This is a genomic window from Methanobacterium aggregans (assembly GCF_017874455.1).
Classification (GTDB): Archaea; Methanobacteriota; Methanobacteria; order Methanobacteriales; family Methanobacteriaceae; genus Methanobacterium_C; species Methanobacterium_C aggregans.
Window position 1 is genome coordinate 212,996 of the sequence record NZ_JAGGLN010000003.1, and the last position, 26,580, is coordinate 239,575.

General features: G+C 38.0%; 25 protein-coding genes and 2 pseudogenes. 13 read left to right on the forward strand and 14 right to left on the reverse strand.

The features are described 5' to 3' along the window. Positions 1 to 85: 85 nt before the first annotated feature. The gene (locus tag J2756_RS06105) at positions 86 to 1,210 is read right to left on the reverse strand and encodes a radical SAM protein (RefSeq protein WP_209583649.1); all 1,125 of its coding nucleotides are present in this window, start codon (positions 1,208 to 1,210) and stop codon (positions 86 to 88) included. 161 nt (positions 1,211 to 1,371) lie between these two features. Between J2756_RS06105 and J2756_RS06110 the strand changes: the two genes are divergently transcribed. The 6 genes and pseudogenes from J2756_RS06110 (at position 1,372) to J2756_RS06140 (ending at position 9,154) form a co-directional block, all read left to right on the forward strand. Further along, a complete protein-coding gene (locus tag J2756_RS06110; RefSeq protein WP_209583650.1) occupies positions 1,372 to 1,923 on the forward strand; it encodes a LemA family protein in 552 nt (183 codons plus the stop codon). Positions 1,924 to 1,932: 9 nt separating this feature from the next. After that, entirely contained in the window at positions 1,933 to 3,762 is a 1,830-nt protein-coding gene (locus tag J2756_RS06115) for a DUF2207 domain-containing protein (protein WP_209583652.1), read from the forward strand. A 218-nt stretch (positions 3,763 to 3,980) separates the two neighbouring features. Continuing rightward, positions 3,981 to 5,351 carry a Ni-sirohydrochlorin a,c-diamide synthase gene (gene cfbB, locus J2756_RS06120; protein ID WP_209583654.1) on the forward strand — a complete coding sequence of 457 codons (1,371 nt, stop codon included), beginning with the start codon at positions 3,981 to 3,983 and terminating at the stop codon, positions 5,349 to 5,351. Positions 5,352 to 5,604: 253 nt separating this feature from the next. Next, positions 5,605 to 6,435, forward strand: a complete 831-nt coding sequence (locus J2756_RS06125; protein ID WP_209583655.1) for a F420-dependent methylenetetrahydromethanopterin dehydrogenase — start codon at positions 5,605 to 5,607, stop codon at positions 6,433 to 6,435. Positions 6,436 to 6,545: 110 nt separating this feature from the next. Further along, positions 6,546 to 7,921 (forward strand): annotated as a pseudogene (locus tag J2756_RS06135) (PIN domain-containing protein). Positions 7,922 to 7,948: 27 nt separating this feature from the next. Beyond that, positions 7,949 to 9,154 carry an HD domain-containing protein gene (locus J2756_RS06140; RefSeq protein ID WP_209583661.1) on the forward strand — a complete coding sequence of 402 codons (1,206 nt, stop codon included), beginning with the start codon at positions 7,949 to 7,951 and terminating at the stop codon, positions 9,152 to 9,154. Positions 9,155 to 9,200: 46 nt separating this feature from the next. Here the strand turns inward: J2756_RS06140 and J2756_RS06145 are convergent, their stop codons facing one another. The 7 genes from J2756_RS06145 to J2756_RS06175 all read right to left on the reverse strand — a co-directional run bounded on the left by J2756_RS06145 (position 9,201) and on the right by J2756_RS06175 (position 13,990). Continuing rightward, entirely contained in the window at positions 9,201 to 9,947 is a 747-nt protein-coding gene (locus tag J2756_RS06145) for an MBL fold metallo-hydrolase (protein WP_209583662.1), read from the reverse strand. Positions 9,948 to 9,980: 33 nt separating this feature from the next. After that, positions 9,981 to 10,454 carry a flavodoxin family protein gene (locus J2756_RS06150; RefSeq protein ID WP_209583664.1) on the reverse strand — a complete coding sequence of 158 codons (474 nt, stop codon included), beginning with the start codon at positions 10,452 to 10,454 and terminating at the stop codon, positions 9,981 to 9,983. 115 nt (positions 10,455 to 10,569) lie between these two features. Beyond that, entirely contained in the window at positions 10,570 to 11,391 is an 822-nt protein-coding gene (locus tag J2756_RS06155) for a potassium channel family protein (RefSeq protein ID WP_209583666.1), read from the reverse strand. A gap of 51 nt (positions 11,392 to 11,442) precedes the next feature. Then, entirely contained in the window at positions 11,443 to 12,018 is a 576-nt protein-coding gene (gene hisB / locus J2756_RS06160) for an imidazoleglycerol-phosphate dehydratase HisB (protein ID WP_209583668.1), read from the reverse strand. Next, on the reverse strand, positions 11,984 to 12,217 hold the full coding sequence (locus tag J2756_RS06165; protein WP_209583670.1) for a 4Fe-4S binding protein: 234 nt from the start codon (positions 12,215 to 12,217) through the stop codon (positions 11,984 to 11,986). Before J2756_RS06165 ends, hisB begins: the two co-directional genes overlap by 35 nt. 187 nt (positions 12,218 to 12,404) lie before the next feature. Further along, positions 12,405 to 13,100: a TOBE domain-containing protein gene (locus J2756_RS06170; RefSeq protein ID WP_209583672.1), complete on the reverse strand. Its 696-nt coding sequence runs from the start codon at positions 13,098 to 13,100 to the stop codon at positions 12,405 to 12,407. A gap of 305 nt (positions 13,101 to 13,405) precedes the next feature. Continuing rightward, positions 13,406 to 13,990: a flavodoxin family protein gene (locus J2756_RS06175; protein ID WP_209583674.1), complete on the reverse strand. Its 585-nt coding sequence runs from the start codon at positions 13,988 to 13,990 to the stop codon at positions 13,406 to 13,408. Positions 13,991 to 14,136: 146 nt separating this feature from the next. On the opposite strand from J2756_RS06175, the pseudogene J2756_RS06180 reads away from it, so the two are divergent. The 4 genes and pseudogenes from J2756_RS06180 to J2756_RS06195 all read left to right on the forward strand — a co-directional run. Next, positions 14,137 to 15,174: pseudogene (locus tag J2756_RS06180) on the forward strand (right-handed parallel beta-helix repeat-containing protein); the annotation flags it as partial. 48 nt (positions 15,175 to 15,222) lie between these two features. After that, positions 15,223 to 16,071 (forward strand): tetratricopeptide repeat protein, encoded by an 849-nt coding sequence (locus tag J2756_RS06185; protein WP_209583678.1) that lies wholly within the window; start codon positions 15,223 to 15,225, stop codon positions 16,069 to 16,071. A gap of 147 nt (positions 16,072 to 16,218) precedes the next feature. Continuing rightward, a complete protein-coding gene (locus J2756_RS06190; protein WP_209583680.1) occupies positions 16,219 to 17,004 on the forward strand; it encodes a tetratricopeptide repeat protein in 786 nt (261 codons plus the stop codon). Between the two features lie 451 nt (positions 17,005 to 17,455). After that, a complete protein-coding gene (locus J2756_RS06195) occupies positions 17,456 to 17,926 on the forward strand; it encodes a DUF308 domain-containing protein (RefSeq protein WP_209583682.1) in 471 nt (156 codons plus the stop codon). Between the two features lie 151 nt (positions 17,927 to 18,077). Here the strand turns inward: J2756_RS06195 and J2756_RS06200 are convergent, their stop codons facing one another. The 6 genes from J2756_RS06200 to J2756_RS06225 all read right to left on the reverse strand — a co-directional run bounded on the left by J2756_RS06200 (position 18,078) and on the right by J2756_RS06225 (position 23,499). Beyond that, positions 18,078 to 18,701 carry a hypothetical protein gene (locus J2756_RS06200; protein ID WP_209583684.1) on the reverse strand — a complete coding sequence of 208 codons (624 nt, stop codon included), beginning with the start codon at positions 18,699 to 18,701 and terminating at the stop codon, positions 18,078 to 18,080. Beyond that, the gene (locus J2756_RS06205; protein WP_209583686.1) at positions 18,698 to 19,114 is read right to left on the reverse strand and encodes a hypothetical protein; all 417 of its coding nucleotides are present in this window, start codon (positions 19,112 to 19,114) and stop codon (positions 18,698 to 18,700) included. Before J2756_RS06205 ends, J2756_RS06200 begins: the two co-directional genes overlap by 4 nt. 159 nt (positions 19,115 to 19,273) lie before the next feature. Next, entirely contained in the window at positions 19,274 to 20,131 is an 858-nt protein-coding gene (locus J2756_RS06210) for a YbjQ family protein (RefSeq protein ID WP_209583688.1), read from the reverse strand. 32 nt (positions 20,132 to 20,163) lie between these two features. Beyond that, a complete protein-coding gene (locus J2756_RS06215) occupies positions 20,164 to 20,490 on the reverse strand; it encodes a YbjQ family protein (protein ID WP_209583690.1) in 327 nt (108 codons plus the stop codon). 320 nt (positions 20,491 to 20,810) lie between these two features. Then, positions 20,811 to 22,031, reverse strand: coding sequence for a bifunctional 5,6,7,8-tetrahydromethanopterin hydro-lyase/3-hexulose-6-phosphate synthase (locus tag J2756_RS06220; RefSeq protein ID WP_209583692.1), 1,221 nt, complete (start codon positions 22,029 to 22,031; stop codon positions 20,811 to 20,813). 175 nt (positions 22,032 to 22,206) lie between these two features. Beyond that, the gene (locus tag J2756_RS06225) at positions 22,207 to 23,499 is read right to left on the reverse strand and encodes a TrpB-like pyridoxal phosphate-dependent enzyme (RefSeq protein ID WP_209583694.1); all 1,293 of its coding nucleotides are present in this window, start codon (positions 23,497 to 23,499) and stop codon (positions 22,207 to 22,209) included. Positions 23,500 to 23,790: 291 nt separating this feature from the next. Between J2756_RS06225 and J2756_RS06230 the strand changes: the two genes are divergently transcribed. The 3 genes from J2756_RS06230 to J2756_RS06240 all read left to right on the forward strand — a co-directional run bounded on the left by J2756_RS06230 (position 23,791) and on the right by J2756_RS06240 (position 26,517). After that, positions 23,791 to 24,816, forward strand: coding sequence for a DUF1786 domain-containing protein (locus J2756_RS06230; protein ID WP_209583696.1), 1,026 nt, complete (start codon positions 23,791 to 23,793; stop codon positions 24,814 to 24,816). Positions 24,817 to 24,989: 173 nt separating this feature from the next. Further along, the gene (locus J2756_RS06235; protein ID WP_209583698.1) at positions 24,990 to 25,637 is read left to right on the forward strand and encodes a PHP domain-containing protein; all 648 of its coding nucleotides are present in this window, start codon (positions 24,990 to 24,992) and stop codon (positions 25,635 to 25,637) included. 94 nt (positions 25,638 to 25,731) lie between these two features. Continuing rightward, entirely contained in the window at positions 25,732 to 26,517 is a 786-nt protein-coding gene (locus J2756_RS06240) for a DUF63 family protein (protein WP_209583700.1), read from the forward strand. Positions 26,518 to 26,580 lie beyond the last annotated feature (63 nt).

The window sequence follows — 26,580 nt, forward strand, 5'->3', positions numbered from 1 at the left end:
AATTCTTTTTAATTCAAATTTTAGATCAAAATTAAATAAAAAAATCAATTAAATACAAGAAAATTTTAAAAAACTTTTCCAACATTCAAAATCCGAGGGTTGTCTGATAGGAACTTTGAAGCTTGATAAATGGTTCTGCCCGATTAACAACCACTCCAAGCTCTTTTAATTCTTGAAGTCTGCTGAAATGTACTCCTCTCTTTCTCAATTCTATTATCCGCCTTGCAGATAACTTCCCAACACCCGGAACCCTTAAAAGCTCCCTGTAGGATGCTTCATTAACCTCAACTGGAAATTTGTCCATGTTTGAAACTGCAGCGTAGTACTTAGGATCCTGTTCAACCTGCATGTTGCCGTTGTCCTCAAATACCAGCTCATCCAGCTTGAAACCATAGGAGTTAACCAGGTAATCGGCCTGGTAAAGCCTTGAAGTCCTTTTTGGATGAGGTTCTTCATGGTTCTCCATTGGAGTGTCTTTTAAGGCATTGAACTGGCTGAAGTAACTCCTTTTGATTCCAATCTTCTTGTAGAGCCATTCAACCCTCTTAAGAATTTCCTCATCAGTTTCAGAGGTTGCACCAACTATGAACTGGGTTGTCTGACCTGCAGGTGCAAGATCATGGTTTCTGTTGTTAAGCCGTTTGATCCACTTCATCCGCCTTATGATGTCGGTCTGATAGTTCTTGGTGCTTGAAAGCTCTTCGAAGCTGTCAGGGGTTGCTGCCTCCATGTTTATACTCACCCTGTCTGCAAGTGTCATGGCCCTTTTCAAAAGGTCGTAAGATGTTCCTGGGAGAATTTTAAGGTGTATATAACCCTTGTACCCATGTTCCATACGTAGCTTCCTTGCAACCTCGACCATGTCCTCCATGGAATTTTCAGCATCACCTGGAATTCCTGAACTTAAAAAAAGACCCTCAACATAACGGTTGTTGTAGTAATCAAGAAATATGGAGGTTACCTCTTCAGGTGAGAACTCAACCCTGTCGAACTTGTGCTTGTTATGGTTCACACAGTACCTGCAGTCGTTTGAACACCTGTTAGTCATCAAAACCTTAAACAGGGGCACAGTGCATCCATTTCCGCCCGTTGCATTGTAGATCCCCGGTATCTTCTCTGAAAAGAAGTTGTCCACATTGAAGTTTGAGTAGTTACAGCGGTCGTACTTTGCAGATTCACCCAATACTTTAAGCTTTTTTTCAATGTTCATTGTTATATTTTATATGGAAGCTTGTTAATGAAATTGATCCAACTTTTTTCATAGTCATTTTTTTTCAGGTTAAAGTTAATGAACCAAAACCTACAAAAGATTATAACACAACAGATTAAACAAAAATTTTTAATTTATCCATCAAAAGAGGGGAAAATAAAATGATAATAGAGATTATAATTGGAGTTATTATCCTTTTAATTTTAATAGGGGTTGTAGTTCTTTACAACAGCCTTGTACAGCTTAGAAATAGGGTTAAAAATGCATGGGCTCAGATCGATGTTCAGCTTAAGAGGCGAACCGATCTGATACCAAACCTGGTTGAGACTGTAAAAGGTTATGCTAAACACGAAAAAACAACTTTTGAAGAAGTTACAGCTGCAAGATCAAACCTAATGAATGCAAAAACCGTTGCAGAAAATCAGGAGGCCAACAACCAATTAACAGGTGCACTCAAAACACTCTTTGCAGTGGCTGAAAACTACCCTGAACTCAAGGCCAATGAGAACTTCAGGGATCTGCAGGCTCAGCTCTCACAGACAGAGGATAAAATAGCCTACTCAAGGCAGTTCTACAATGACACAGTATTGATGTACAACAACAAGTGCCAGATGTTCCCAAGCAACATACTTGCATCCGCATTCAACTTCAAAGAAGCTGAATTCTTCGAGGTAGCTGAAAGTGAAACCACAACACCAAAAGTAGAATTTTAGAGGGATAAAATGGATAAAAAACAAATTTCATTCATTTTTCTCCTTTTAATTTCACTTTTAACAGTATCAGGTGCAGCATATGCTGAAAGTGATGATGTATCCTACTCAATACCCAGCATCCATTCAGATCTTTTTGTTCAAAGCAACGGGGCACTGCACGTGAAGGAGCTCATACATTACTCATTTTCTGGAACAGCTCATGGAGTTTACAGGGACATACCCCTGAAAGAGGGTCAGTCCATCTCCAACTTGAAGGTATCCACCACTGGTGCCTACTCACGTTACACAGTTACAGACACTGATGAGGGAAAACGTATAACAGTTTATCTGTTCTCAGATGCCCAGAAAACCACTCCAATAAATGGAGGGGATATTGCTGTGACATATGAGTACGACTTTCTAAAGGGAATAAAGGTGTACAACGATGTTGCAGACCTGCAGTACAAACTCTGGGGTGAAGGTTGGGATGTTCCTGTGGATCAGTTAACAGCCACAGTCCATGTTGCATCAAGTCAGGGAATAAAGTACTGGTTGAACCCTCCCTACTCAGCTGAAGGATCCATGTGGCAGGGTAATGTTTTCAACCTGACCACAGGAAAATTGAGCCCTGGAGACTTCTTTGAGGTGAGGATGACCATACCCAGAAGTCAGTTTGCAGCCAACCCTCAAAATGCTGTGATCATAAACCAGAACGGCCTTCAGGAGATAGAAAAGATCCAGAACGACTACCAGAACTCTCTGAATCTTCAAAACAATCTGAACTACTTCCTGGTGGCCTTGTTGATAATTTTAATGTTCATACCTCTGATTATCTACCTGAAGTTTGGAAGGGAACCTAAGATAGATTACAGGGCAGAGTATGAGAGGGACGTTCCAACCAACGATCCTCCGGCACTTGTAAATGCCATATGTGTCCATGGGGTTTCAAAGGGTATCGGGGAACCTGATATGGATGGTTTCCGTGCCACAATAATGGATCTCATAAACAGGAACTACCTATCAGTTGGAAGGATGTCCAAGGATGATGGATCCTTCAAGGACGATTTCATGGGCACCTACCTCAAGGTGAACCATGAAAAGGACGCTTCAAAACTTGAAAACTTTGAACTGGATGTTCTGGATCTCCTTAAGAGTTTTGAAAGGGATGGAATCATCGTTCTGGAGGATATGAGCAGTGAACTGGAAGATCCTGACACAGCCAAGGACTTCAGATTCTCCTACATGAAATGGGAAACAGACCTTAAAAAGAGGTTTTTAACTGATGGACAGATGCAAGAGGTTTTCAACAGGAAGGGTGACAATTATTTGAAAGCCTATGCAGTTGCAGGCCTTATACTGGCCTGTGTGGTTGGGGTTTACACCTTCATCAACTCCATACCCTCCTCACAGTACCCCCTCTACGCAGCGATAGTTCTGGGAATAATATCCGCAGTTTCCTTGAAACTTCCAGAAGGCATAGCTGGCCAATGGACAACCTACGGTGAAGAGTACGATGCCAAGTGGAAGAACTTCAAACGCTACCTCAAGGACTTCAGCCTCATAAAGGAGTACCCTCCAGAATCAGTTGCAGTTTGGAACAAGTATCTTGTCTACGCCACAGCTCTTGGTGTGGCTGATAAGGTGAGAAAGGCAATGGAGATGAGCCTTCCAGGGAATGTTCTTGAGGATAACAACATCTACCTCTTCCATTACTACGGCGGCTACATGCTTCTGGATTCTGCCCTGCACATGGGAATGACATCTGGACTTAACTCCAATTCAGCCAATGGCCTTGATGGTCTGGGAGGATTTGGAGATGTTGGTGGAGGATTTGGTGGAGGTGGAGGTGGAGCCTTTTAAAAATGAATCCACTAAATCCTATATCTTTTTTCTTTTTTAGAACTATTTGAATCATAAAATCCTGAAAATCTTCTAATAAAATTAAACTTTTTTTATATCTTATTTCATAGGCATAAATTAAAAAAATCAAACCAATACTAAAAAACTCTCAGTAATGAACCTTTTTAAAATTTTTTATTCCCAACAAATTTTTAAACCAGCCAGTACTACCCATTAACATGAGAATAGTCCTTGCAGGAACAGGAAGTGCAGTTGGAAAAACAACCATCTCAACAGGGATAATGAAGGCATTATCAGATGAATACACGGTTCAGCCATTTAAAGTTGGTCCTGATTACATAGATCCCACTTATCACACCCTTGCAACCCGTAACAGGTCAAGAAATCTGGATTCATTCTTCATGTCCCAGGGTCAGATCAAAACCGCATTTGAAGAGGGTCTGAGACGATCCAAATCAGACTTTGGGATCATAGAGGGAGTAAGGGGACTTTATGAAGGTATGAGTGCTGTGGAAGATGTTGGAAGCACGGCTTCAATTGCAAAAACCCTAAACGCCCCTGTTGTTCTGATACTGAATGCGCGAAGCTTGGTTAGAAGTGCCGCAGCCGTTGTTCTCGGATTCAAATCCCTTGATCCCAAGATAAACGTTCAGGGAGTTATACTCAACCAGGTTAAGGGCAGAAATCACTACCTGAAGGCCAAGGAAGCCATTGAAAAACTCACGGAAACTCCAGTTATAGGTGGAATACCCCGCGATGATGAGATAAGTGTTGAATCCAGACATCTTGGCCTTGTACCTGCAGTGGAACGTGAAAACATCCTTAAATCCATAGAACACTGGGGAACAGTTATGGAGGAGAGCATTGATCTTGATGCACTCGTTTCCATAATGAAGGATTCTGGTAAACTTCCAGAGGGAAGGGAAAAGCTCTGGCTAACTGAAAATAAAAGAAAGGTTAAGATTGGTGTTGCAATGGATGAAGTGTTCACATTTTACTACGCTGAAAACCTCGAGGCAATGGAGGCCAACAGTGCAGAAATAGTGTACTTCAGCCCTATTCATGATGAAGAACTTCCAGACGTTGATGCACTTTACATAGGTGGGGGTTACCCTGAGATATTTAAAAAGGAGCTGGAATCCAATTCATCCATGAGGGTTTCGGTTAAAAGGTTCTGTGAGGATGGAAGGCCAGTTTACGTAGAATGTGGGGGGCTCATGTACCTCACAAAATCCATAGATGACAGTTCCATGTGTGGGGTTTTCCCATACAGATCCTGCATGACGCCCCGTGTTCAGGGGCTCAGCTACACAATTGCAAGGGCAACAAGGGACAGTCCCGCCCTTAAGGAGGGCGAAATATTCCGTGGACATGAATTCCACTACTCAAAGGTTGATATAGAAGGTGTAAAACCAGAATTTGCCTTCCAAATGCAGAGGGGCCGTGGTATCACAGGTTCGGAGGATGGGATGATGGTTAAAAACACCGTTGCAAGCTACGTGCACACCCATGTTGCTGCCTGCCAGGGATTTGCATCCAACTTCACACGTTCTGCACTGGAGTTTGAAGATGGATCTAAACAAATTTAAAAGGAATAAGGAGCCTAAAATTCCAAGATCTCAAAGCCCAAATAACACCCATTTTAAAAGCCCTTAAAAATATTGTTTAATTTTTTATTTTTAGAAATGGGTTTTAATACAAAAAATAGATTTTAATAATCCTCTAAAATAGGAATTATCCCATTTTTATCCTCCCTTTTTGACATGGTATAAAAACTTAGCCCTAGAAAATTAAATCAAAAAATACTTATTTGATTATCGGGATAGCATCTTTGGTGATATAATGGTTGTGAAAATAGGAGTTATTAAATGCGGTAACATAGGTACCTCTCCTGTAATTGACTTAGTACTTGATGAGAGGGCAGACAGACCTAACATAGATGTAAGAACCGTGGGTTCCGGCGCAAAGATGAACCCAGAACAGATCGAAGATGCAGTACCAAAGATATCTGCTTTTGACCCAGAATTTGTTGTATTCATCAGTCCTAACCCAGGTGCTCCAGGACCAGCTAAAGCAAGGGATCTATTATCTGCAATGGACATACCAGCAATCATAGTCGGTGACGCTCCAGGTATCAGATCCAAAGACGAAATGGATGAACAGGGCCTCGGTTACATACTCGTGAAAGCTGACCCAATGATCGGTGCAAGGAGAGAGCTCCTCGACCCAACCGAAATGGCATCATTCAACTCCGACGTACTCAAAGTACTCGCAGTAACTGGTGCATACAGGGTAGTTCAGAACACCCTCGACGCTGTTATAGCTGCAGCAGAAGCCGGTGATGCAATAGAATTACCAAAAGTCATCATCAGCGCTGAAAAAGCTGTAGAAGCAGCTGGCTTTGCAAACCCATACGCAAAAGCAAAAGCACTCGCAGCATACGAAATAGCTGCAAAAGTAGCTGACATAGACGTTAAAGGATGCTTCATGACCAAAGAAGCTGAAAAATACATACCAATCGTTGCATCAGCTCACGAAATGCTCTCCGCAGCAGCAAAACTCGCTATGGAAGCAAGGGAAATTGAGAAAGCCAACGACACTGTTTTGAGGACTCCTCACAGTGGAAAAGGTACTACAGTCTCAAAAACAGCTTTAATGGACAAACCACAGTAAGTTTGTTCGCTCAAGCGGTCCGAAAGGACTGCTTATTTTTTTATTAATTATTAATACCATATTAACATTGCTTAATAACTTTAGTTTTATATCGCTATTGGGATGATTAAATGAGAGAGACATTTCGATATTGTTATACTCCAACAGAAGAAGAATTTGATTGTTTATGGGAAAAGTGTATTTTTGTTCTCGATGCTAACATCCTTTTAAATATTTATCGTTATTCTCCAGATACTCGGGATAAACTTATTCAAATATTAAATAAAGTGTCTTCTCGTTTGTGGATACCTCATCAAGCTGCGTTGGAATATCAAAAAAATCGTTTAAATGTTATTAAACAACAAAAAAAAGCTTACGATGAAATAAACGAGGTTATTGATGAAAATATTTCTGATATCAAAACAGGATTAAAACGTTTTAATAGACATCCTTTTATAAATGTCAGATCTTTAATTGATAAAATTGAAAAAGTTTCTGAGGAAATAAAACAGGAATTGGTGGATCAGAAAAAAAGCATCCTAACTTGATAAGTAATGATGAATTGAGGGATGAACTTACAGAATTATTGAAGGGAAAGGTGGGTAACTCTTGCGATCAGGAAAAGCTTAACCGTATTTATGAAAAAGGTGATGAAAGGCAAGAAAATAAGATTCCTCCAGGGTATAAAGATGAAGGGCATGGAGATTTAGTTATATGGTGTCAAATTATTAATAAAGCCAAAAAAGAAGAAAAACCTATTATTTTTATCACTGATGATCAAAAAGAGGATTGGTGGTGGCGTTTTAATGGGAAAACACTCGGACCTCATCCTAAATTAGTTAAAGAATTCCATCTTAAAACAGAAGGGCAATTATTTTACATGTACAAATCGGATCGTTTTATGGAATATGCAAGTAAATATCTCGAAATTAAGGTAGATGAAACTACTATTGAAGAAGTTAGAAATATTATTATGAATGGAAACTTGAAAGTTATTAAGAAGGATGAGGATTTGCGTATTTATAAGACGGATTCATTTTTACGCAATGAAAATGATTTTAGGGAAATTTACAAACATTATCTCATTTTTATGAATAAGTTAGAATCTGAAAGAGAATCTAAAATAGAAAATACTTGGGAAACGTTGGATTCGATTGAAAACCGCTTATCGGAAGTTAAAAAGGAACCAGATATTGATATTAAAGAGGACGTATTAAAAAACATTTCAGTTGATTTGGACATTTTGCGGAGAGAATTTAGGGAACCTCAAGAGCTTTTTCGACTTTCAAGAAGTGTAAGGAGTTTAATTAAGGATATAGAAATAGGTGAAGTTAAAGGATCTGATAAAGAGTTACATTACTACAAATTAAATGAAATGAATGAAGAGTTAACATTAAAAAGACGAGAAATTAGGAAGATCACTTTCCAAATTAGAAAGCTTCAGGATGTTGCGATTGATGAGATTAAAAATTTAAGGAATGATTACAAATTTAACTTATCTTATTAATCCTCATCATTATATGAACGGATAGTTATGAAAAAAGAAGCCAGTATAGCCCGACTGACCGAAAGGTTCACAAAAGCAGCCAGCATGCAGCGCTGGAACGATCACATAAGACCTGTAGAATTAACAGAACTGGATAAACAGGCCCATAAAATGATAATAGCTTACTTATTGGCTAAATCTGAAGAAGACAGGCGGGATGATCCTATTGACTGGAGGTACCTAATTGAAGCGGGCATATTTGAGTTTCTGCAGCGTCTGGTTTTAACCGACATCAAAGCACCTGTTTTTCATCAAATGAGAGAAAATCCCGAAACGCGTAAACAAATGGACGAATACGTTTTCAAAGAGTTGAAAAATGATCTTAAGGGTTTGAACAAGGGATTTGGACAAAGATTTCAGGATTACTTCTCTAATCCTCATGAAATGGATATTGAACGCCGTATACTTCGTGCAGCACATTATTTAGCAACTAACTGGGAATTTAAAATAATATATCATACCGCACCTTTTATCTACGGTATTGAAGAGACCAAAAAGAATATTGAAGACCAAATTGAGGATCATTATGATTTAATAGGTGTTCAGAAAATTTCCCTTGAAAAAAAATCCTTTGGATTTATAGACCTCTGTGGTCAGCTTAGATTCCAGAAAAGATGGGCACGTACACCAAGAATACCTGAAACATCTGTTTTAGGGCACATGCTGATTGTTGCAATCCTCTCTTATATCTGCACAATGGAAATGAATGATAAAGCATGCAACAAGAGATTTTACAATAACTATTTCAGTGCTCTTTTTCATGACCTACCTGAAGTTCTTACAAAAGACATAATCTCACCAGTAAAAAAAGTTGCAGACTTGGATGAGGTTATAAAAGGTTATGAAAAACAGAAAATGGAAGAAAAACTTCTAACCCTTCTTCCTAAAATATGGAGAAGTGAAATGAGGTACTTTACAGAGGATGAATTTAACAATAAGATAATCGAAAAAAACGAGATTAAATCTGTTACAGAAATATCGAAAGAATATAATAATAATGAGTTCAGTCCGTTGGATGGAAAACTTTTAGAAGAATGTGATAAACTTGCAGCTTTTATTGAAGCATCCCTATCCATAAAACACGGAGTAAAATCTGAAGAACTTGTTAAAGGTAAGGAAGACATTTATTCTGAGTATAAAAATGAGAAAATCCAAGGAATTGATTTTGAAGAGATATTCAAAACTTTTTACTGATTAAACGATATGGATTAATTCTTTTTTCAGTCTCTAAGTACTAAAATCAATATTTCAAGGTGTTCTTCAACCAAACAACCTTTCTCTGACCACCATCCAGATCTTGGGGACTGACAGCAAAACTGTTCTCAAGGATTTCAAGTTTACCAAGCATTTTACCAATTTTACGGGTTGAACGGGGATTGGAATGTGTGGGGATGATGATCTGGGGTTTGAGCTCCTCAATAACATTGAATCCCTTATCTGAATAGAACATTCCTGAAAATGGGTTGGAAAACTGCATGAATGCAACATCGATTTTACCTAGGGATTCCAACTGTTGCACTGTAAGGTGGTCCTGCCCTATATCACCCATATGTGCAATGCGCAGTCCATCAACCTCAAACACGTAGATAACATTTGAAGGATTTTTAACGCTAATATGACTGCCCCTGTGGGATGATGCTATACTGTAGATGTGCACATCACCCAGATCAAAACTTTCCACTTGGGAGATGGATTTTCTGCAGTCATGTCTGTTTAGGAATGCAGGGTCAAGATGGTCTGAATGAGGATGTGTAACAGTTATAACATCTGGCCTCAGGTCCAGTTCCTCTTCACTTGGCATTGAAGTAGGATCAACCACAATCACGCTTCCGTTTTTTGAAGTGATGATGTAGGAGTTGGAAGGCGTAAAACTGGACTTACTAACAGTTTGAATGAGTGTTTTGCCAGTATCATTATTCAACTTTGGAACCACCCTAACTTTTGGGGCTTCAAAAATTGAAAGCATGATTGTAAACAGGGGTTTCATTAAATTCCACCAATAAAATGATTCTTTTCTTTTTTAAGCATCCTGAAACTTTTTCGCGAAGGTTTCAACCATCTCGTTGTAATTACCTGACTTTAAATCCTTGCCTGAAATCTTCATCTGGCCCAGAAATTCCATTCCTCTTTCTGCAAGAGCTTCTCTTATCTGGATGGTGGCTTTTTGATTTCCATTACCTCCCATGGTCACAAAAGCCCCTAATTTTTTACCTTCAACGTTCTGAAGTTCATCAAGGTATTGATTAAGTCCAGCAGGTGATTTTCCAGCCCACACTGGGCAGCAGACCACCAGAGCATCATAATCACTCATGTCAGTTGTGCATGGCTTGATGGCTGCACGCTGTTCTCTCAAAGCACCCCAACCCTTTAAAAGGTAAAATCTATCTTTTACAGGTTCTATTTTTGTTAAATCTCCATCTAAATTTTTTTTAAGCTCCTCAGCAACCTTTAATGTGTTGCCACCGTATGAGTAACATGCAATCAAAACTTTCAATTTAAAATCACCCTCTTTTTTTTCTCTAACGATCCATTTTTTATGTATTTAATACTATTTATAAAACTCCAACCAATTTAAGGGTAATTTTGAGTAGTTAGGGTCACATAAAATATTAAAATTCTTTTTTATCCTTTTCATCCATCCTTTGAAGAATATCCCTTAAAAGTTCCTTTATCTCTTCATCATCAGCTTTTCTTTCGCCCCGGTACGTTTTACTCAGTTTTTTAAGTTGTTCAGTTTCTTTATCCCTTTCTTTCCTGAGCTGCTGGAAGATCATGCTTGCAACGGATGCTGTTGCGTAACTTGCAAATCCTACACCAGTTAGCATGGCTATGCTACCTATTATCTTGCCTATTCCAGTTACAGGTACTATGTCCCCGTATCCAGTTGTTGTCATGCTTACCATCATGTACCATAGGGCATCTTCAAATCCATGTAGATTTGGGTTCACCCCACTTTCTACAAAAAAGAAAGCTATAGAACCAAGAAAGAATACTGAGGTGACTATGATTATTCCATAACCTAATCCAGTTTCTTTTGAAAATTTAAGGAATTTACTGCCTATCTTACTAATAGTTCTTACCATGGAGTAGATCTTAACGAGGTTGAAGGCAGGCATGATGAATGTAGCAATGTAAAGTCCTTTTAAACCCCAGAAAATGAAAATAATAGGGAAGGCCGCTAAAATGAGTATCCAGTTTTCCTTTAAAAACGTTTTTTTATCTTTGGAGTTCTTTAAACTTATTAAAAATATTAAAAATGTCAGTGAAGAAACTAATAAGTCAAACCTCAATATTAAGTAGGTGGTGCTAGTTTTGAGGTTGAAGAAGGTTAATGCAAGGAGCATTACGATATCGATGACTATAAAAATTATTAAAATGGTTATTATGACTTGAAATAATTTGCTAAAGTTCATTTTCAAATTATCGTTCATTTAAATAACCTTTTAAGGAGTTTAACTTCATTTGGATATGGAGTTCAAAGTCTACAGAACACCCTTGGTGCTTGGTATGGTATCATGCTCCACGTGGGATGCATCACTTAAAGCCCGTGCAAATGCCTTGAAAAGAGCTTCTATTTTGTGGTGATCGTTTTCTCCCTCTGCCTTGGCGTTGATATTTATTCCAGCAGAGTTTGCAAAGGATTCAAAGAAGTGTTCAACGTTCTCAGTACTTAAATCTCCTACTTTAGCTTTTTTGAATGTGAAATTCATTACAGCATAACTTCTACCACTTATGTCTATGGCCACAGTTGCAAGAGCATCATCCATAGGGATGATTGCATGGGACATCCTTTTAATACCTCTTTTATCTCCAATGGCCTCCTTAAACACATTTCCAAGGAGTATTCCAACGTCCTCAACTGTGTGATGGTCGTCAACCCCAATATCCCCTTCTGCTTTAACTTCAAGGTTGAAAAAGCCATGTTTTGTAAAAGAGTTCAGCATGTGGTCGAAAAATTCAATTCCAGTACTCACGTCTGAGTTTCCATTTCCATCAAGGTTTAAAGAGATTTTTATATCAGTTTCAGAGGTTTTTCTCATTAGTTCCTTCTTTCTCATCTTCTTCCCTATCCCTTATTACTTGTATTGCCTTCGTTGGGCACACACCTGCGCATATTGTGCAGACGTGGCAAAATCTTAAGTTAGATGCTTTCGCCTTTTTATTTGGACCTATATTCCAGATTTTAAATCCCTTAGGACACATTTCCCTGCATTTTCCGCATCCCGTGCATTTATCCTTATCCACAACTACCTTCATTTTCGGGCCTCACAACAAAAAAATGAATTACAACTTATAACTTTTAAGTTATAACCTTCTTTTTTTCTTTCACATTAAACCTATATAAATGCTTTGTTTGGTCTTTAAATGATTTTAATGTAGTTTTAATTATAAGTTATAAGTTCTACCTTCTAACTTATAAGTTATAACTCATCTTTTCTTTTACTCATATTTTGATCACAGGTACGGAAGTGGCTTTAAATCCTATGAAAATGTTATTACCTAGATTTAAACCCAATTTGTCCCGGGAATATTCTGTAATATCTGCAAATAAACTTATATCTTTGTCTATTGCTACTTTAATTCGAACCATTTCATTTTGGAATCCCATCTCTATTATTTTGCCTTCAAATATATTTCTAACACTGGATTCATGGGGTTCAAGCATTATAAATATCTCTTCTGGACTTATTAAAAGCAGAACTTCGTCTCCAATATTCAGATCTTCAATTATGGGTAGAATAACAATTTCACGGTTAAGAGATATCTTCATGATCCTGTTATCTGAATCGATCTCTGCAACTTTGCCCTCTACCTCATTTACATCGGAGTGTTTTTTCAGGATGATGCTGAATTTCGTATACTCCCTTGTAATCATTTTACCCACACTTGTGAGCTGACTGCTACCTCCACCACCTTTTCCCCCGCGTTTACTTGCAACAATAGATGTTCCCATATCTTTTTCAAGATTTTCTATATATTTAAGGGCAGTACGGTATGGAATGCCTATTTCTTTTGCTGATTTGGTTATGGAACCATATTCTTGGGTACCTTTTAAAAGCATGAACTTTTTGTAATCCAGTAAGATGGATTTATCCCCTATTTTCAACTTGTATTCCGGGCCTTCAATTGAATCAGTCATAAGACACACTCCACTAACTCTTAATTAATTATGGCATGAATCATTCTATTAAAGTTAACTACTTTTTAATTGGTCTTTTCCGAGACCTCATTTAGTCTTAAAAAATTCTTATTAAACTATTTAAAACCTTTATAACAATTTAAGGTACAAATAAACATATTCTGCTCAATGAACTTCAGAATCCATGTTCTTGCCATTGTGTATTTATTTGTAACATTTCTTATATGAAATTATTGATTAAATGGGTTTTAAAGGTTAAAATAAGATTTAAGTCCATGTTATGAACTTAATTTTTTAATCTTAAACTATTTGTAAACCCTAAGGAAATCTGCAAAATGTTTCACAGTTTTTCTGAGGCTTCTCCAACCCTCTTCATCATCCTTAACTCCCTGGAGACTGTCCCTGGACCAGAAGTTCGCACCGATGTTTGCGCCGAAGGAACCCCCACCAACAGGTATGGCACCACTTAGGATGTAATAGGTGATTATCTGTTGCATTGCAAGTTCTTGACCTCCAGATCTATCTCCACCTACAGATATTCCCATACCCACCTTGTAGCGAAGGTAATCCACATCTTCAGCCCCAAGGGCCCGGCACCTGTCCATAACAGTTTTCAGCTGGGCACTCAATCCTCCGTTGTATATTGGAGTGGCCATTATAAGTCCATCTGCCTCTTTTATAAGGGGATAAACTTCGTACATGTCATCCTTTACAACACACTCCTTGTTACGGATACAGTAATCGCAGTGTCTGCATGGGCTCAGGTTTTTCCCACGAACACCGAAAAATTCCGTTTCAAAACCCATTTCTTCCATCATATTCAGGGATTCCCTTAAAACATAGTCAGTTGACTGTTTCCTTGGACTTCCGCATATTCCCAGTACCAACATTTTAGTGACTCCATATTGTAATTGGAATTACATAATACATATTAAGGTATTGATATGGTGGTCATTATGGATATTTTTAGTGATAGTTATATTAAAAAACCAATCATTACGAGTGATAATGTTATACATCCTATGGTGGAACTGGACTCTGGGTGCATGGAAACAACATAACACTCGCAGGTCTTGATGTTTATGATAACGGCGGAATTGGAATAGCAATTAGTGGTAACAATCCAACTTTCACTAATAACACCGTAGCAGGTAATTATGGTAATGGAATCTGCGTGACTGGTGATGGTGCAACAATCACCGGGAACACTGTACTTTACAATGTGGGTTCTGGAATAATCGTCAACGGAGCCAATAGTAACGTCACAGGTAACGATGTGGACTACAATGGACATGCTGGAATACTGGTCAATGGAGAAGTCATTGGAAATGGAACATATAATGGGTTAATTGTTTCAGGCCCGGCTTTACTTGGTTTACTCTCTCAATATGGTACTATTAATCTTGGGGAAGGTGTTCCAGTAACGATTGATTCTGTTTTAGCTGCTGCTGATGGCGTTATTGACGCGTTTGTAGCTGACTTTGCGGCTATTGAGTTAACTGTGAGTAGGGCAGGAGTTGTTGGTTTAGCTGTTGCTGTGTCTTTGGTTGGAGTGTATTTAACAGTGAAATATCCTAATGAATATCCTCAAACAGTTTACACACTAGAAGGTACCTTAATTTCTCCAGAATTACTTCCCCTAACAATTTATACTCTTCAATCAGTTTTACATGGTGATGGAAACCCATTAACACCAGAAATACTCCAAGAAGATTATTGGAAAGGAGTTAATCTGATAATTGAAATATCTGATTCTGAAGATTATAAAGATATAAGAAAAGAAATAAAAGAAAAAGCTGAAAAAGGAGATTTCAATGGTGTACAAGATATAATTGATAATGTAGCAGGGTTAGGTGGAATCCCTGGCGATCCTCGAACTAATGACGACTATAAAAATTGGGGTGAAAAGATTCATGAAGATTGGGATGAATTTGTCAATGCTTTAAAAAGAGGAGAAGTGGGTAGTGCAGCTGAAAACGGTCTAATTTTAAGTATTGAAACCGGTACATATCCATTAGCCGTTACAGGTGAAGTGATAGTTGATTATTACAATAAAATGACTGGTAGAACTTAAAAACCACGAATAATGCAGTGAAATAAGAGTTAAGGCGGTATTTGGTTGATGTTCTTTAAAAAAGAGAAGAATAAAAACTTTTTGCTTCAGAAAGGGGTAAATCTGGCTTCTAAAGGTGAAGATGTGGATGCCATTAAATTTTATGATAAAGTTCTAGATTTGGATTCAGATCATTTTTTGGCTTTGTATAATAAGGGTATTTCCTTGGGAAGGATTGGAAAATATGATGAAGAGTTAAATTGTTTACAAAAAGCGTTGAATATTAATCCTGAAGATGTGGATGCATGGAATGATAAAGCCTTTGCACTGGGGAAGCTTGGAAGATATGAGGAACAATTAGAATCTTTGAATATTGCTTTGAAGTTGGATTCAAAACATTTTAAAGCATTATTTAATAAGGGTATTGTTTTTATGGGCTTTGAAAAATATTTGGAAGCACTTAAATGTTTTGATGAAGCTTTAGAAGTAAATCCAATGTATGTAGATGCATGGTATAATAAAGGCCTCATATTTCAGAGACGTGGTAAAGATAAAGAATCACTTAAGTATTATGATAAAACTTTAGAATTAGATCCTCAATACTTTAATGCTTTAGTTAATAAAGGTGTTGCACTTGGAAAACTTAAAAGATACTTTGAAGAGCTGGAATGCCTAAATAGGGCATTAAAATTAAATCCTAAAAACATTCAGGCTAGATTTAATCAAGCTATTACTTTTATGGAACTTGAAAAATATGATGATGCGCTGAATTCTTTCGCGGAAATTTTAAATCTGGATCTTAATAATGCAAATGTGTGGTATAACAAAGGCATTATCTATGAAAAACGTGGAGATAATGAAAAAGCGTTAGAATGCTTTAAAAAGGCTTTAAAACTTGAAAGTAATAAAAATTATTAAGAACCTCAAGAAGTTTTAAAAAACTTCTAAATTTTTAAATCAGTGAAAAATTTAGCAATTTATAACTGATTATTTTACATATTATTCTTTTTAAGTTAAATAATAACTTTTAATACTTGAATATAATATTATTTTAAGGTGGTTATGATGGTATTTGGTGATTTTAAGAAGAGAAAGTTATTTAAAAAGGCTGATGATTGTGAAGATCAGGGTAATTATCAAGAAGCTTTAGAAATTCTTAATGAGATTATAGAGGTGGATCCTCATTATTTCAAGGCATTAAGTCTTAAAGGGATTGTTCTTAAAAAGCTTGGAAAATATGAAGAGTCTATTGTTTGTTATGATAAAGCTTTGGAGTTAGATTCAAGTTTGCCCGAAGTATGGTACAATAAAGGGAATGCTCTTATTGATCTTGATAGAAATGACCAAGCCCTTTCTTGTTATAATAAGGCTTTAGATTTAAATCCCAGTTTTTCCCGGGCCTGGTATAATAAGGGGAATGCTCTTAGAAAATTGGGTAACTTCAACGAAGCAATTGATTGTTTTGATAAGGCGGTTGAGTTAGATGATAAATTTGAAAATGCTCTTTATAATAAAGCCGTAATTTTAAAGGTTTTGAAAAAGTATGAAGAAGCGTTGGGGTGTTATAATCGCGTTTTAGAGTTGAATCCTGAAAATTCAAGTGTATGGAACAATATGGGATCGATTTATGGGACTCTCAATAAAAATAAAAAAGCGTTAGATTGCTTTAATAAGGTTTTAGAGCTGGATCCTAATGAGATTCGTTCGTGGTATGGTAAAGGCGCTGTTTTTATACAGTTAGGAGAACATGAAAAAGCTTTAAACTGTCTGAATAAATCCCTAGAAGTGGATCCAGATTTTGAACCTGCAAGAAAACTTAAAGAAAAACTGGCACAAGGCGAATTTAGTTAGGCATTATTATTTCAAGGGGTTTCCTGAAAGTTATCAACATATTTTTTTTGCAGATGATTTTTTTTCATTGAAAAGCGGTTAGTTGTGTTTAATCCCCACCCATTTCTTGCTAAGATAAGTAATAATTTTAATTTGAAAACTATGTTAAAAATGATAATAATGTGGAGTTATAGGTTCACATATTCCCAGTATCATCGATAACTCTCCAAATTTTATTCACGGTTCATTTCAAACCTATCCTTGTATAATTATGATGTTCTTTATTCATATTTTTTCAGGATAACTGCAGAAAAGATTTTTTTGCCCGATACCTCAACTCATAAATATAATCTTCAGAAGCATGGATTCGTTTTCGGTTTAATTTCAAAGACATAAAAAACTTTAAAACCAATCATTAATAAAAATTATAACAAGATTAAGAGTTTGTTAGGGGAATATAGGAGGTTGAGATATGCAAAAAATGATCAGTGCAATAATTCTCATTATTCTTGGTTTACTTGTAATGGCAGTTCCTGCCTTAGGAATTCTTCCTGTAGCAATAATAACAGGATTTTTGGTCCTTATTTTAGGTATAGGGCTACTTTTAGGCGGCATAATAGAAATAGGTGAAAGTGCAGGTCTTGGAATCCTGGAAGTCGTACTGGGTGTAATAGCATTGATTCTCGGCCTAGGTTTCATATTCAATCCTACTCTATTCGCTGCAGTGGCTGGCTTTTTAATTTACATAGTTGGTTTATTCCTAATTATTGCAGGAATAATGGGTGTACTTACAAAAGAGGGTAATAACAGATTGAATGGAATTGTAGCCATCATAATCGGTTTATTATTAATGTTTGTAGGTTCCAACCCCATATACTTAGGAGTATTGATTGGGCTATGGCTTTTAATCATTGGAATAATGATGATATTCCAAAAGGATTAAAAATATAAAAAAACCCCCAACAAACTCTTTTTTCTTTTCAACAACTTATGAAACCTTTATTATAAAATTGTTTAAAAAATAAAATAATTAGGCTTAGCTAATCCTATTGAGGGCATTCCATACCTTTTGCAAACTTTACAGTTTTAAAATTTCATTCTACAGGATTTTCAAGCTTGTCCAACCTTTCCTCAATTTTTTTAATTTTTTTGTTGGTGTCTCCACGGTACTCGTTGAAACTGCCGCCAAGTTTGCCTAAATCTTTTGATACCTGGGCATATTTATTTTCAAGGGCCAAAACATCTGTTTTGGTTGCGAGTTCCCAGTCTTTTATGAGTTGTTCACTTTTTTCTTTCAAAAAATAATCAATTTTTCTTGAAAGTTCTTCTGTACTCTCTTCTGTACTTTTTGGAACACCTTTAACAGTGCCTTTTATTTTTTCACTCACCCCAGACATTTTTTCACTGACACCCTCCATTATACGTCCTTCACTTGTGACTTTTTCACCAGCACCCGAAACCTTTTCACCAGCACCAGTAACCACTGTACGTGCTTTTTCACCCATTCCAGACATTTTTTCACCTACTCCTCCCATACGATCACCTTCTACCCTCTCACTGGCACCTGAAACTGTTGAACGTGCTTTTTCACCTGTTTCAGTGATCACAGAACGTGCCCGTAAAAAGGATGGATTTCGAGTATCCTGCATGTAGTAGTAAAGTAAAACTACAATTGCACCTGCAAGTACTAATATTACCAATAACTCCAGCGGAGTCATTTATCTTCCCCCTTTTTACCAGTTTTTTTTTCTAATTCTTTTTCTTTTTTTTCTATGTCTGTGAGTAGTTTTTGGAGTTTTGCATATTCTGTCTGGACTTCGAGGCGGTTCACTCTTTCGTTGATTTCACTGTGCAGGTATCCTGCTTTTTGCATGAGATCTGATGTGTTTTTCCTTATTCCAGATAGTTTTTCCTGTTCTTCCCTTGTAAGGGAAATGTTCCCCATCATACGCTTGGATTCAAGGTCTTTCTCAACAAGTTCAACCTTTCTAAGCTCTGCCTGCTTTGCCAGGAACTCCACATTACTCTGAGCCTCCCTAACACGCCTCCACTGCATCAGCACAACAATAAGCCCCACAACCACTATCACAGCAATAATTACATAAAACACGTTTTGCGGAATTGCATCCATATTGTTCCTCCCTTTTAATTTTCATTCAGTCCTGCCATGATTAAGGTTATCCAACTGGTTTTATCAAAGTTCTCAAGATACTCCATGATGTTTGGTCAATGGACTGTTTTTGGTATTGAAACAAATATATTGCCAATAAACTTTTTTTTAATTATTAATCTATATTTTACTTTGTTCTTCATATATAACTGCAGTTCCGGTGGCGGTTACAATAAATACGCTGCCTTGTAACCCTCCCATAGAAACATAGTCAATTAAAACTTCAATCACAGTATTTGCTCCAATTGATTTAGATTCTTCTAGCATTCGGGATATGGCCACCTTTTTGGCCTTTCCTAAATTCATGTCATCCAATTGAGTTGGTTGAATGATCTTTGTAATCTTTGAAACCAATCCTTCAGATTCTTTTTCTTTTGCTACGGCTTCTCCCCCAACTAATCCTAAATATTTCTCTATTTTCCCTCCTTCTACATTAGGAACGGATAATAGGGGTATAGCTAGTTCATCAAGGAAAGTTTCATCGGCAGATGGTCCCTTAATTTCCTCCTTTGCTTTGACTTCAGGAGTTTTTCTCTGGATTTTAGAAGGAAGGTACACAAGGGATCCTATAATCCTTATGAAGGTACCCATGACAACTACAAAAAGAATATAATTAACCAATATAGGAAATGCGGCTTGAATTGTCAGTATAATTGCAATTATAGTAATTAAACTGAGTGTAACAGGTTCTTTAGGGAAAATCCAGCCAGGGCCGAACCAACCATAACCATTGATTAAAAGGAATGTCAAAAGAGCGCTGATAGCACCTGTACTTCGACCGTACTTTCTACTCGCTATGAAGGTTTCAATAAATCCTGCCAGTAATGGAGACACTATGTACATGATGTTGAATCCAAAAATAACTAAATTCCATGCAACACAAATAATAGCAGAGCCAAATCCTAATGAAACCCCTAAGATTATGGCAATCAGTGCCCAGCGTTTTTCCATGAAAAATTTTTTCATTGAAGCAAGCAAAATATTCACCTTCTGGAATTGTTACAAATCAATTATTCCTGGAAAGAAACTGCAGTTCCAGACATGGTGACCATTATGGTATTTCCCATGGTACCTCCCAAGTTATGATAAGCCACACGAGTTCCTATGATTGCATTAGCACCTTTTTTCTCTGCTTTTTCTTGCATAATCTCTAGAGCCATGTGTCTGGCATTTGTAAGCTCTTCTTCATATTTAGAGGTTCTTCCTCCCACCACATCTCTCACTCCTGAGAACATATCTTTGTAGAGATTTGCTCCCAAGAGGGAGTCCCCAGTTACTAAACCATAATATTCAACTATTTTTTTCCCTTCAATGGTTGGTGTAGTTACTATCAGCATTCAACTCCCCCAGGCCATATAATTTGGCATATAACTGTACTCTAATTTTTATCCCTTAAAAGCACGGTTTTAATCAGCTATTTGAGTATCGATGCTATATTATGAATCAACTAATCCTTATAATAATTATGAACATAAAACTTAATATAAATTGCGTAGGTACTAGTACGGTGCAGAAGGTTTGTTGAAAACTTTGGAACCTAAAAATAAATCTATAAAATCAAACAAGCAACGAGTTTTAAAGAATAGTTTAAAAATAAAAGTAGGAAGTTTTAAAGAATTAAGAAGATCAAAACTTCTAAAAATCTTTTCAATGGATTTTAGATGGCTTCATCTTCATCCATTGCAAGTCTCATGGTGTCAGGGTCTTGTGGCATGCGGTCAAGGAAGTCCTGAGCTGCACGGCGCACATCTCTTGAACCTATGATGTAACGGCCCACAACGATGATATCAGCTGTGTTTTCAAGGGCTTTATCCACTCTTTCAGGTGTTATGCCTCCTGCAACTGCAACGAGTTTTCCTTCGCCGAGAATTTCTCTGATCTGGTTGATGTTACCCCATTCTGTTACTTCACCCAGTTTTTCACCACGTTCTGACTTCATTGTTTCAAGGTCCACGTTCCTGTGGAGAAGAACAATGTCAGGTTTGTAACTCAGGGACTCAAGCTTTTCAACGAATTTTTCAACGTTCATCATGTCAAGTATGGAGTATATTCCCTGTTTCTGTGCTTCATGAATGGCTTTTTCAATGGATTCAACTGTTCCAAGTCCGGAGATTGCAATAGCATCTGCTGTTTCATCTGCAGCCATTTTAACCTCAATCCTACCAACATCAAGGGTTTTAAGGTCTGCTATTATGAATGCGTCCCGTTTAAGTTCTCTGATCTTGCCGATGATTCCAACACCGAATTTTTTAACCAGAGGAGTTCCAGCTTCTATTAATATCCTTTCCCTGTCGGGTAAGGTGTTTATTATACGTTCCATTTGTTCCATGTTGTCCAGGTCAAGTGCAACCTGCAGGTAAGGTGGGTTCCAGAGCCTGTTGACTTTGAATCCCATTACTGGGTGAGTTCCTCTGTCTTTTTCTGCAAGAACCTTTTTAATGGATGGGTAGTTTTCCATTGCCCTTTTTATTGCGAGTTTTGTTGCACCGTAGTTGTACTGGTATATCTTACGGTAGTCCTCTGCTTCAGGGTGTATGAAGACGTTTGCAATTATGACAAGGTCCTCTGCATCTTCTTTTGGTATAACTCCTTCTGCAACAGAATCAGCAACAGCTCGGCCTACAGCGGTCTGTGCAGGGCCAAATATTTTATCAGCATCTCCAAGGCCCCTTACAGTTACCTTTGGAACTATCAAGGTTGCTGGTTTGGTCATTAAATTCGGCCTTATAACCGATAAAAGTGGTGTGTGTCCCAAGGACATATCTGCCATATTATTGACGAATGCGGCGCCAACAGGGCTGTTTTTGTCTCCAATTACTAAATCAACGTGAGCTAATTCATTGCCATTTCCAATTAAGGCTTCCCCTATTTGATACATATTCATAATCCTCCTTTTATAGTCTAAAATAATCTATGATCCCATGGGTATAAATAAATATTTCAACTCCCATTTCAAAACAATTCGAATTTTAAAAAAGTCCAATTCAATTAACTATGGAATTAGGATGAACTCAAAAAAATAGGATAATTAAAAAAATAATAATTGTGAGGATTTAATCCTCTAAGTTACCTTCGAGGAAGTCAGCGTAACCCTGAAGGTCAAGCATTCCATGGCCTGAGAAGTTAATGAGAATATTCTTTTCTTCTCCAGTTTTCCTGCATTTAACTGCTTCGTCCATTCCTGTTTTTATGGCGTGGCAGGTTTCAGGTGCAGGTACAACTCCCTCACATTTGGCGAAGATCTGACCTGTTTTGAAGACTTCGGTTTGTTTGACTGTACGTCCCTCAACCAGTCCCTCATGCACGAGTAATGCAACCAGAGGAGACATTCCATGGTACCTCAATCCTCCGGCATGAACTGATGGCGGTATGAAGTCATGGCCCAGTGTGTACATCTTCATAAGGGGTGTTAGACCTTCTGTATCCCCATAATCGTATCTGTATTCTCCCTGTGTGAGTGTTGGGCATGATGCAGGTTCCACAGCCAGGAACTCGCAGTCCAGGTCTCCGGATATTTTGTCCTTCATGAATGGGAAGGCTGCACCACCGAAGTTACTGCCTCCACCAACGCATCCAATGAGTACGTCAGGTGTTTCATCGATTGATTCGAACTGTTTCTTGGTTTCAAGTCCAATGATGGTCTGATGAAGCAGCACGTGGTTCAGAACGCTTCCAAGGGAGTAATAGGTTTTTTCATCACTTAGAGCATCTTCAACAGCTTCAGATATGGCTATTCCAAGGGAACCCGGGGTGTTAGGATTCTCAGCCCGTACCTTCCTTCCGAATGATGTTTTATCAGTTGGTGAAGCCAGAACTTCTCCGTCGTAGAGCTGCATTATGGTTTTTCTGTATGGTTTCTGCTGGAATGAAACTTTAACCATGTAAACTGTGCATTCAAGCCCCATTAATGAACATGCAAGGGATAATGCTGTACCCCATTGTCCTGCACCAGTTTCTGTTGTGAGCCTTTCTATACCGTCTTTTTTAGCGTAGTATGCTTGTGCTATGGCGCTGTTGAGCTTGTGGCTTCCTGTTGGGGAGAGATCTTCACGTTTGTAGTAGATCTTTGCAGGGGTGTCCAGGTAGTCTTCAAGGCCCTTGGCCCTGTAGAGTGGATTTGGCCTGCCCACTTTTTTGTAAACCTCACGAACCTCTTTTGGAATTTCTATCCACCTTTCAGTGGACATTTCCTGTTCTAAAACACCTTTGGAAAATATTTTTGGTAAATTTTCAAGCTGATGCCCTTCTTCTGTCTGTGTTGGTGCTGGAAGCTCCACAGGCAGGTCTGCGGCTATGTTGTACCATTTTTTTGGAACATCCTTTTCATCTAACATGATTCTGTACATAAAATCACCTTTTCAGGGATGGAATTTTTCATAAATTTTTCATGAATTTACTTCAACATCATTCCATTTCCCCACTATCTAAACTAAACATATGCTTAATGTATTATTTAAATCTTTATTGTACATATATGTACATTAATTGTTATTTCACTTCACCCTGCCTTTGTAGAATTGGCTGAGTGATGGTCACAATACAAATAATAGATTGATTTTTGGGAGGGAAAATATTTAAATGTGTTCATGACCTTCAAGTCCATTATTTAATATTGAATCAAAGACAGATAGATTCCCATGAAGATCTTAACCATTGATGTGGGTGCAGGAACCCAGGACATAATGCTTTACGATACCTTTGAACCCATTGAAAATTCTGTTAAAATGGTTCTGCCGTCACCAACAAGGATATTCGCAGAAAGGATAAGGAAACACAGGAACGATCTTTTTGTAAACGGTGAGACAATGGGTGGAGGTCCTATAAACGTCTCAATAAAGAACCATCTTGATAAGGGCTACAGGGTGGTCATGACTGAGAACTCTGCAAGAACAGTCAGGGATGATCTGAACCAGGTAAAGGCAATGGGAATTGAAGTAGTTCCAGACGGGGAGAAACACCCTGAAATAGGGAAGGTTGAATTTAAGGACATAGATCTTGATGCAATAGGTGCAGCACTCTCAAACTTCGATGTTGAACTGGAATTTGATTACATTGGGGTTGCAGTTCAGGACCATGGATTCATGGAGGGAGTTGGAGACAGGAACTTCAGATTCATGAAGATAAAAGAAAAACTGGACGTTCCCCGTGGACCTGAAGAATTTGCATACTTCGATGATGCACCAGAATATTTAACAAGGATGAATGGAGTGTTCAGGACCTTGAAGGGTTATAAAACAGTTGTAATGGACTCGAAGTTCGCATCCATATGTGGTGCAACCTGTGACGAACGGGTTGAATCTATGGAGAAGTTCATAGTCATGGATGTCGGAAACGGCCACACACTTGCAGCTGCATTTAATGGAGAAAAGATGGTTGGAGTATTTGAACATCATACCAGTGCACTGACCCCTGAAAAACTTGACAACCTGGTGAAAAAACTTGCAGACGGTACTTTAACCCACGAAGAAGTTCATGAAGATGGAGGCCACGGAGCAATTGTCAATGATGCAATTGGAGACTTTGAATGCATTGTTGCAACTGGACCCAGAAGGAAGATACTCCAGAAATCGAATTTCAAGGTGTACTACGCAGCTCCAGCAGGAGACGTGATGATGACAGGACCTGCAGGGCTTATAAAAACCATACTCTCAAAGCAGGCCTAATCAATAATTGAATCAAATCAATTTTTTTAAATTAAAATCTAAAATAATAAAAGTCTGACTTATAAAAGAAATAAACCTCTAATACGGACTTAAATATATAATTAAGTTATAAATTTCACTTAAAATAAATAAAATAGTTAAAAATAAGGATATAATTCATTCAGGATGGTAGCATGATACTGGACCCCCACATACACAGCACGTACTCGAAGGATTCCACAGCAAAGCCAAGAGACATAATCAAAAGGGCAATAACCATAGGGCTGGACGTAATTGCAGTGGCGGACCACGACACAACCAAAGGGGGACTCACTGCCCTGAAAGAGTCGAAAGACTTCAAAGACATCCTTGTGATACCTGCAGCAGAGGTAACCTCCAGCAAGGGGCACATCGTTGCACTGGGCATAAGGGAAGATGTTGAAAGGGGAATGTCTCCTGAAGAAACAGTTGAGGCCATACGTGATCTTGGGGGTATTGCAGTTGCTGCCCATCCATTCGTCAGGTACAGGGATGGGCTCTGTGATCATGTGAAGAAACTTGATATCGATGCAATAGAGACCATGAACTCCCGCTACGTTTTTGGATACTCAAACTGGCGTGCTAAAAACCTTGCAGTCAAAAGGGAACTTCCCCAGGTAGGTTCAAGTGATGCACACTTCCTGGGGGCAATAGGAAGCTGCATAACCGATGTTGATTCTGATCCATCTGAAGGTGCAGTACTGGATGCCATAAAAGCTGGAAAAACCAATGTATTCGGTGACAGGACACCCCTTCCCCTCATAGTCAAGGAAGTTATAAACAAGAAGATCAAGAAGCTATAAAAAATCCATTTCCATCACTCCATTAATTTCAAGGCTTTGAATAAATTCAGTTAAATAGTTAGCCTTAATATGATCAACCCACCAACATTAACCCATGATCCTTGACTTCATAAGGGAATACTTCGTCTACCTGCACCCTGGCTACACAGTCCTGAACACCGTTGTATTCGGGATAATACTGGGCATATTCGTTATTCTGATTATAAAAATGTTCCAGCGTATAAAAAAGGATCCAGAAAATCTTTTCATACCTTTAATACCCTTCATATTCTTTGGTTCAGGTGCAAGGGCCTTGGTTGACAACGGAATCTACCCATTAACCTACCTCCTGGTCACCCCGGGAATCTACCTTTTAACAGGATTCACAGCCATTGCAACGGTGCTTGCATCGGTTTACATAGAAAAAAAGACGAATATTAATTACAGGTACATAATATTCACTGTGGGAGCTTTGATGTGCGTACCCAACCTTGTTTATATGGGTCCAATTAATTTCACGGCGTTCTTCCAGGTTATCGGCATATGGGCACTCATATCAGCACCATTTGTACTTCTAAGGAATAAGTGGTCCTTAATCAGGGATAAATTTAATCTGAGCATAATTCTGGCCCATATATTTGATGCAAGTTCCACCTACATTGCAGTTGACTTCTATGGATACGGAGAGCAGCACGTACTCCCAAATACCCTTACCCAGCTTACAGGAACAGCTTTCGTGATGTACCCATTGAAGATATTCATTATAATATCTGCGCTGTATGTTATAGATACTTACATTGAGGATAAAACCATAAGGAACATGTTGAAGCTTGCAATATTTATTTTAGGTCTTGCTCCTGGTTTGAGAAATTTCCTGAGCCTAAGCATGGGAACCCTCTAACAACAATTTTTTTATCTAGGAGCTACGATCAATATAATACTAATGTCAAACCAAATGAGGTCT